Below are 6,000 nucleotides of genomic sequence, written 5' to 3' on the forward strand. Positions count from 1 at the left end.
GATGGGTGGGCTGTGATGTAGGACACCGAAAGGGGCTGGCGATGCTGCGGGTGCTGGCCGTCGATGATGAGAAGCCGGCCCTGGACGAGCTGGTCTACTTGCTGCGGGCGCAGGCAGCGGTGGCGCAGATCCACGCCGCGGGCGATGCCACCAGCGCACTGCGGCTACTGCGGGCCCACCCGGTCGACGCGGTGTTCCTCGACATCAATATGCCCGGACTCGACGGGATGGAGCTGGCCGGAATCCTGTCGGAATTCGCCGCACCCCCCGCGGTGGTCTTCGTGACCGCCCACGATGACAAGGCCGTCGCCGCCTTCGACCTCGGCGCGGTGGACTATCTACTCAAACCGCTGCGTGAGGCCCGGCTGGCCGAGGCCGTGCGCCGCATCGCCGCCGCCCGCACCGCCGCCACACCGGCCGAGTCCGAGCCCGACCCCGCCGACACCAACGAGGTCATCCCGGTGGAACTCGGCGGGGTCACCACACTCGTGCACCGATCAAGCGTGAGCTGGGTGGAGGCCGACGGCGATTACGCCAGGCTGCACACCAGCGCCGGATCGCATCTGGTCCGCATCCCGCTCTCGGCGCTGGAGGCCCGCTGGCAGGATGCCGGATTCCTGCGGGTGCACCGCTCGTATCTGGTGGCATTGCGGCAGGTGACGGGGCTGCGCACGGTCGGAAGCGGCACCGTGGTGTGCCTGCGCGGCGAGGGGGCCGCGGCGGCGGTCGAACTGCCGGTCAGCCGACGTCAGGTGCGTGAACTCAAACAGCGGCTGGTCCGCGGCCCGCGCCAGACCTGGACCGGGCGATGACGAACCCGCAGCCACGTCCGCCCCGTGAACGCGTGGTGCTGGCCGAGCGGCGCGGCGCCCGCCGGGTGCACACCAGGATGGAGGTGGCGGAACAGACCGAAATCGGTGCCGCCATGATCGGCGGGCTCATCCGCGCCCAACTCGGGCTCGCCCTGCGCCTTGCCCTGGTGACGGTGGCGACGCTCGGCGCGCTACCGCTGCTGTTCGGCATCGAATCCCTCGCAGACGCACACGTTCTCGGCGTCCGGGTGCCGTGGTTACTGCTGGGTGTCGCCGCCTTTCCGGCGCTGTATGCGATCGGCCGCCTCTATGTGCGGCTGGCCGAGCGCAACGAACACGATTTCCTCGAACTGGCCGAGGACTGAGATGGCCGACGCGTCGACGGCCGGAACCTGGCTGACGGTGGCGGCGCTGTTGCTCGCGGCGGCGGCTACGGTCATCATCGGCGGGTACGGGGTCCGGTTGGCGCGCACCACCTCCGACTTCCTTGTGGCTTCGCGCAGCGTCGGCCCGCGCTGGAACGCGGCCGCCGTCTCGGGTGAATACCTGTCGGCGGCTTCGTTTCTCGGCGTCGCCGGGCTGATCGCCAAGTACGGTGCCGACGCGCTGTGGTATCCGGTCGGATTCACCGCGGGCTATGTCGGGTTGCTGCTGTTCGTCGCGGCACCGCTGCGCCGGTCGGGCGCCTACACGGTGCCCGATTTCGCCGAGTTCCGGCTCGGCTCACTGCGTTTGCGACGACTCGCGGCATTGGTGGTTGTGCTGATCTGCGGGGTGTATCTGATCCCGCAGTTCCAGGGCGCGGGCCTGACGCTGCGCATCCTGCTCGGCGTTCCGGGCTGGGTGGGTGCGGTGGCGGTCGGTGCGATCGTGATCGCCAATGTGGTCGGCGGCGGCATGCGCTCGATCACGCTGGTGCAGGCCTTCCAGTACTGGCTGAAACTCACTGCCGTCGCGCTACCCGCGCTGGTACTGCTCGGACATTTTCTCGGCGCGCAACAGCCCGTCGGCTCCCCTGCCCCGCCGACCGTCACCCAGCCCACCACCGTCGAGGTCACCACACCGGTGATCGTGCAGGTCGACTCACCGCAGCAGGTGACGATCACCGGCACGGTCGACGGCCGCAGCGTAGACGGTCCGGTCTCGCTCGGTCCCGGCGAACACGAGCTGGCCGCCGATACCCGGCTGGTTCTCGACGCCGGTGCCACGGTCCCCGTCGTCGCGGGCGCACCCGCCGACGGCGCGGCCTGGCTGCTACCCGGCGGCGGCTTCGGCGACCCGCATCCGCTGTACCAGGTGTACTCGCTGATCATCGCCACCTTCCTCGGCACCATGGGACTGCCGCATGTGCTGGTGCGCTTCTACACCAACCCCGACGGTCGCGCCGCCCGCGCCACCGCGCTGGCCGTCATCGGGCTGGTCGGCGGGTTCTATCTGTTCCCGATCCTGCTCGGGGTGTTCGCGCGCTTGTATGTGCCGCAGCTGCTCATCACCGGTACCTCCGATGCGGCGGTGCTGCTGCTCCCGGGGTCGGTGCTCGACGGCCTGCCCGGACAGCTCATGGCCGCACTGGTCGCCGCGGGCGCGATCGCGGCCTTCCTCGCCACCTCGTCGGGGCTGCTGGTCAGCATCGCGGGCGTGCTCAGCACCGATGTGCTGCGCGGGCGCATCCGTGATTTCCGGGCGGCGGCGCTGGTGGCCGGTGCGGTACCGCTCGGGCTGTCGTTGACGGTGGTGTCGCTGGATTTGTCGCGGACGGTGGGCCTGGCGTTCGCGGTCGCGGCCTCGACGCTGTGTCCGCTGCTTGTCCTCGGTATCTGGTGGCGTGGGCTCACCGCCACCGGCGCGGTCGCCGGGCTGATCATCGGCGGACTGGCCTCCGGCGGCGCGACCGTGGTGTCGGTCCTCGGCGGGGTGTCCGCCGAGCTCGCCGACGGCTGGGCAGCGGCACTGCTCGGGTATCCGGCGGCGATCAGCGTGCCGCTGGCGTTCGCGACGATGATCGTGGTCAGCACGCTGACGCGACGACAGGACGCGCTGACCGTCGCGCGGATCTTCGTCCGCATGCACGCACCCGAACGCCTGGGGATGGGCGCCGACCGCGAAGGTGGGCTGGCGGCGGGCTGACCGTTCGCCGCACCCATCCGACCGTTCACCGCACGGTCGAATACGCCTGCCGAGTGACTCAGGCCACAGCATTTTCCGCGGCCGGCCCTGGTCGTAGCTTCGATACACACCGTAAGCCACGTCACAGGTAGGGACCGGGTGATGACCACAACCGATACCGACGCCGCACCGCCGCGGCGCACCCCGACGCCGGAGGAATTCGTCCGGATGCAGGCCGGCCCGGAGTTCCAAGAACTGCGAACCCGCTTGCGGCGCTTCGTCTTCCCGATGACCGCACTGTTCCTCATCTGGTACCTGGTGTACGTGCTGCTCGGCGCGTACGCGCACGACTTCATGGCGACCAGGCTGTTCGGCAATATCAATGTCGGGCTGATGCTCGGCCTCGCACAGTTCGTGTCCACGTTCGTCATCACCGGGCTGTACGTCCGGTTCGCCAACCGCGAGCTCGACCCCCGCGCCGCGGCCATCCGCGAGGAACTCGAAGGGCCCGAGGCATGAACCTGCACTATCTGGCCGCCGACGCCACCGTCGGAAATCCGGTTGCCAATATCAGCATTTTCGCGCTGTTCGTCGCGGTCACCATGGTCGTGGTCATCCGCGCCAGCCGTAAGAACACCACCGCCGCCGACTATTTCACCGGCGGACGCGGCTTCTCCGGCCCGCAGAACGGCATTGCCATCGCAGGCGACTACCTGTCCGCGGCCAGCTTCCTCGGTATCGCGGGCGCCATCGCCGTCTACGGCTACGACGGGTTCCTCTACTCCATCGGCTTCCTGGTGGCATGGCTGGTCGCGTTGCTGCTGGTGGCCGAAATGCTGCGCAACACCGGCAAATTCACCATGGCAGACGTGCTGAGCTTCCGGCTGAAGCAGGGGCCGGTACGCACCGCGGCGGCGTTGACCACGCTGACGGTATCGCTGTTCTATCTGCTGGCGCAGATGGCGGGCGCGGGCGGCCTGGTGGCGTTGCTGCTCGATATTTCCAGTAAGACCGGACAGGCCATCGTGATCGCCGTGGTCGGTGTGCTGATGATCGTCTACGTGCTCGTCGGCGGGATGAAGGGCACCACATGGGTGCAGATCATCAAGGCGGTCCTGCTGATCACCGGCGCAGCGGTGATGACGGTCGTGGTGTTCGCCAAGTTCGGGTTCAACCTGTCCGACATCCTCGGTTCCGCCCAGGCCGCGGTGAGCGGTTCGGCCAACGACGCCGTCGCCGCCCGCGATGTGCTCGCCCCCGGTGCACAGTACGGCGGCAGCGAGATGTCGAAGCTGAACTTCCTGTCCCTCGGTCTGGCACTGGTGCTCGGTACCGCCGGTCTTCCGCACGTGCTGATGCGGTTCTACACCGTGCCAACGGCCAAGGAAGCCCGGCGCTCGGTGGTCTGGGCGATCGCCCTGATCGGCGCGTTCTACCTGTTCACCCTGGTGCTCGGCTACGGAGCCGCGGCTATCGTCGGCCCGGACAAGATCCTCGCCGCGGCCGGTGGCCAGAACTCGGCGGCCCCGCTACTGGCCTTCGAACTCGGCGGTGTGCTGTTGCTCGGCGTGATCTCCGCGGTCGCGTTCGCCACCATCCTCGCGGTCGTTGCCGGCCTGACGATCACCGCGTCGGCGTCCTTCGCCCACGACATCTACGCCAGCGTGCTCAAGCGCGGCAAGGCCGATGAGGCCAGCCAGGTGCGGGTCTCGCGTATCACCGCTGTGGTGATCGGCCTGCTCGCCATCGGGCTCGGCATCCTGGCCAACGGTCAGAACATCGCGTTCCTGGTGGCGCTGGCCTTCGCGGTTGCCGCGGCGGCGAATCTTCCGACCATTCTGTACTCGCTGTTCTGGCGGCGGTTCAACACCACCGGCGCGCTGTGGAGCATGTACGGCGGCCTGATCTCGACCATCGTGCTGATCGTGTTCTCCCCCGCGGTGTCGGGTTCCACGTCGGCGATGATTCCCGGATCGGATTTCTCCTGGTTCCCGCTGTCCAACCCCGGCATCGTGTCCATCCCGTTGGCCTTCGCACTCGGCATCGTCGGCACCCTGGTCGGTGGCAGCGACAGCGAGGACCCGGCCAAGGCGGCCGAGATGGAGGTGCGCTCGCTGACCGGTGTGGGTGCGGAGAAGGCGGTGGCGCACTGACCACTGACCGCTTCCCATTGTCCCCCTTGCTCATTCGATAGGAGTGAACGCGTTGACCACCGTCACCGTCGACCATCTCGACAGCCCCGCCGCCTACCCGCCCGCAGCCGAATTCGCCGCCGACGCCAATGCCGGTACCGCCCTCTACGACCGGGCGGCTGCGGATCGGCTCGAATTCTGGGCCGAGCAGGCCCGGCGGCTGCACTGGGACCGGCCGTGGAGCCAGGTGCTGGATTGGAGCAACGCACCGTACGCGGAGTGGTTCGTGGGCGGCACGCTCAACGTGGCCTACAACTGCGTCGACCGGCATGTGCTGGACGGTCACGGCGACCAGGTCGCGATTCACTGGGAGGGTGAGCCCGGCGATTCGCGGTCCATCACCTACAGCGACCTGCTGGCCGAGGTCAGCCGCGCGGCGAACTACTTCACCGAGCTGGGGTTGGTCGCCGGTGACCGGGTCGCGATCTACATGCCGATGGTGCCCGAAGCCATCGTGGCCATGCTCGCCTGCGCGCGGCTGGGACTGACACATTCGGTGGTGTTCGCGGGATTCTCGCCCACCGCGCTGCGGCAGCGGGTCGATGACGCCGGCGCCCGCCTGGTGGTCACCACCGACGGGCAGTGGCGTCGCGGTACCGCGGCGCCACTGAAGGCGGCGGTGGACGAGGCAATGGGCGTACCGGGTGAGACCACGGTGGAACACGTGCTGGTGGTGCGCCGCACCAACGTCGAGGTGCCGTGGACCGAGGGCCGCGACCTGTGGTGGCACGACACCGTCGCCCAAGCCTCCCCCGAACACCAGCCACAAGCCTTCGACGCCGAACACCCCCTGTTCATCCTCTACACCTCCGGCACCACCGGAAAACCCAAAGGCATCCTGCACACCAGCGGCGGCTACCTCACCCAAACCGCCTACACCCACCACAACG

The 6,000-nt window shown here is 68.7% G+C and carries 6 protein-coding genes; all 6 read left to right on the forward strand.

Annotated features, from left to right (window positions below; translation table 11 throughout):
• The first annotated feature begins 41 nt into the window (after nucleotides 1–41).
• Complete coding sequence (locus GV792_RS18700; RefSeq protein ID WP_163825417.1) at nucleotides 42–812, forward strand: LytR/AlgR family response regulator transcription factor; 771 nt, start codon at nucleotides 42–44, stop codon at nucleotides 810–812.
• Nucleotides 809–1,177: a hypothetical protein gene (locus GV792_RS18705; RefSeq protein WP_163825418.1), complete on the forward strand. Its 369-nt coding sequence runs from the start codon at nucleotides 809–811 to the stop codon at nucleotides 1,175–1,177. Before GV792_RS18700 ends, GV792_RS18705 begins: the two co-directional genes overlap by 4 nt.
• Nucleotide 1,178: 1 nt before the next feature.
• On the forward strand, nucleotides 1,179–2,939 hold the full coding sequence (locus GV792_RS18710) for a sodium/solute symporter (protein WP_163825419.1): 1,761 nt from the start codon (nucleotides 1,179–1,181) through the stop codon (nucleotides 2,937–2,939).
• A gap of 141 nt (nucleotides 2,940–3,080) precedes the next feature.
• Nucleotides 3,081–3,437: a DUF485 domain-containing protein gene (locus GV792_RS18715; protein WP_163825420.1), complete on the forward strand. Its 357-nt coding sequence runs from the start codon at nucleotides 3,081–3,083 to the stop codon at nucleotides 3,435–3,437.
• Nucleotides 3,434–5,071, forward strand: coding sequence for a solute symporter family protein (locus GV792_RS18720; RefSeq protein ID WP_163825421.1), 1,638 nt, complete (start codon nucleotides 3,434–3,436; stop codon nucleotides 5,069–5,071). Before GV792_RS18715 ends, GV792_RS18720 begins: the two co-directional genes overlap by 4 nt.
• 52 nt (nucleotides 5,072–5,123) lie before the next feature.
• A partial coding sequence (locus GV792_RS18725; protein WP_163825422.1) for an AMP-binding protein occupies nucleotides 5,124–6,000 on the forward strand: 877 nt, incomplete at its 3' end.

Origin of the sequence: Nocardia cyriacigeorgica, from assembly GCF_010868145.1 — a bacterium.
Classification (GTDB): Bacteria; Actinomycetota; Actinomycetes; order Mycobacteriales; family Mycobacteriaceae; genus Nocardia; species Nocardia cyriacigeorgica_D.

Excerpts from the sequence above, each read along its gene's own strand:
- GV792_RS18700 (WP_163825417.1), top strand. The coding sequence starts at position 42 with ATGCTGCGGGTGCTGGCCGTCGATGATGAGAAGCCGGCCCTGGACGAG.
- GV792_RS18720 (WP_163825421.1), top strand. The coding sequence starts at position 3,434 with ATGAACCTGCACTATCTGGCCGCCGACGCCACCGTCGGAAATCCGGTT.
- GV792_RS18715 (WP_163825420.1), top strand. The coding sequence starts at position 3,081 with ATGACCACAACCGATACCGACGCCGCACCGCCGCGGCGCACCCCGACG.
- GV792_RS18705 (WP_163825418.1), top strand. The coding sequence starts at position 809 with ATGACGAACCCGCAGCCACGTCCGCCCCGTGAACGCGTGGTGCTGGCC.
- GV792_RS18710 (WP_163825419.1), top strand. The coding sequence starts at position 1,179 with ATGGCCGACGCGTCGACGGCCGGAACCTGGCTGACGGTGGCGGCGCTG.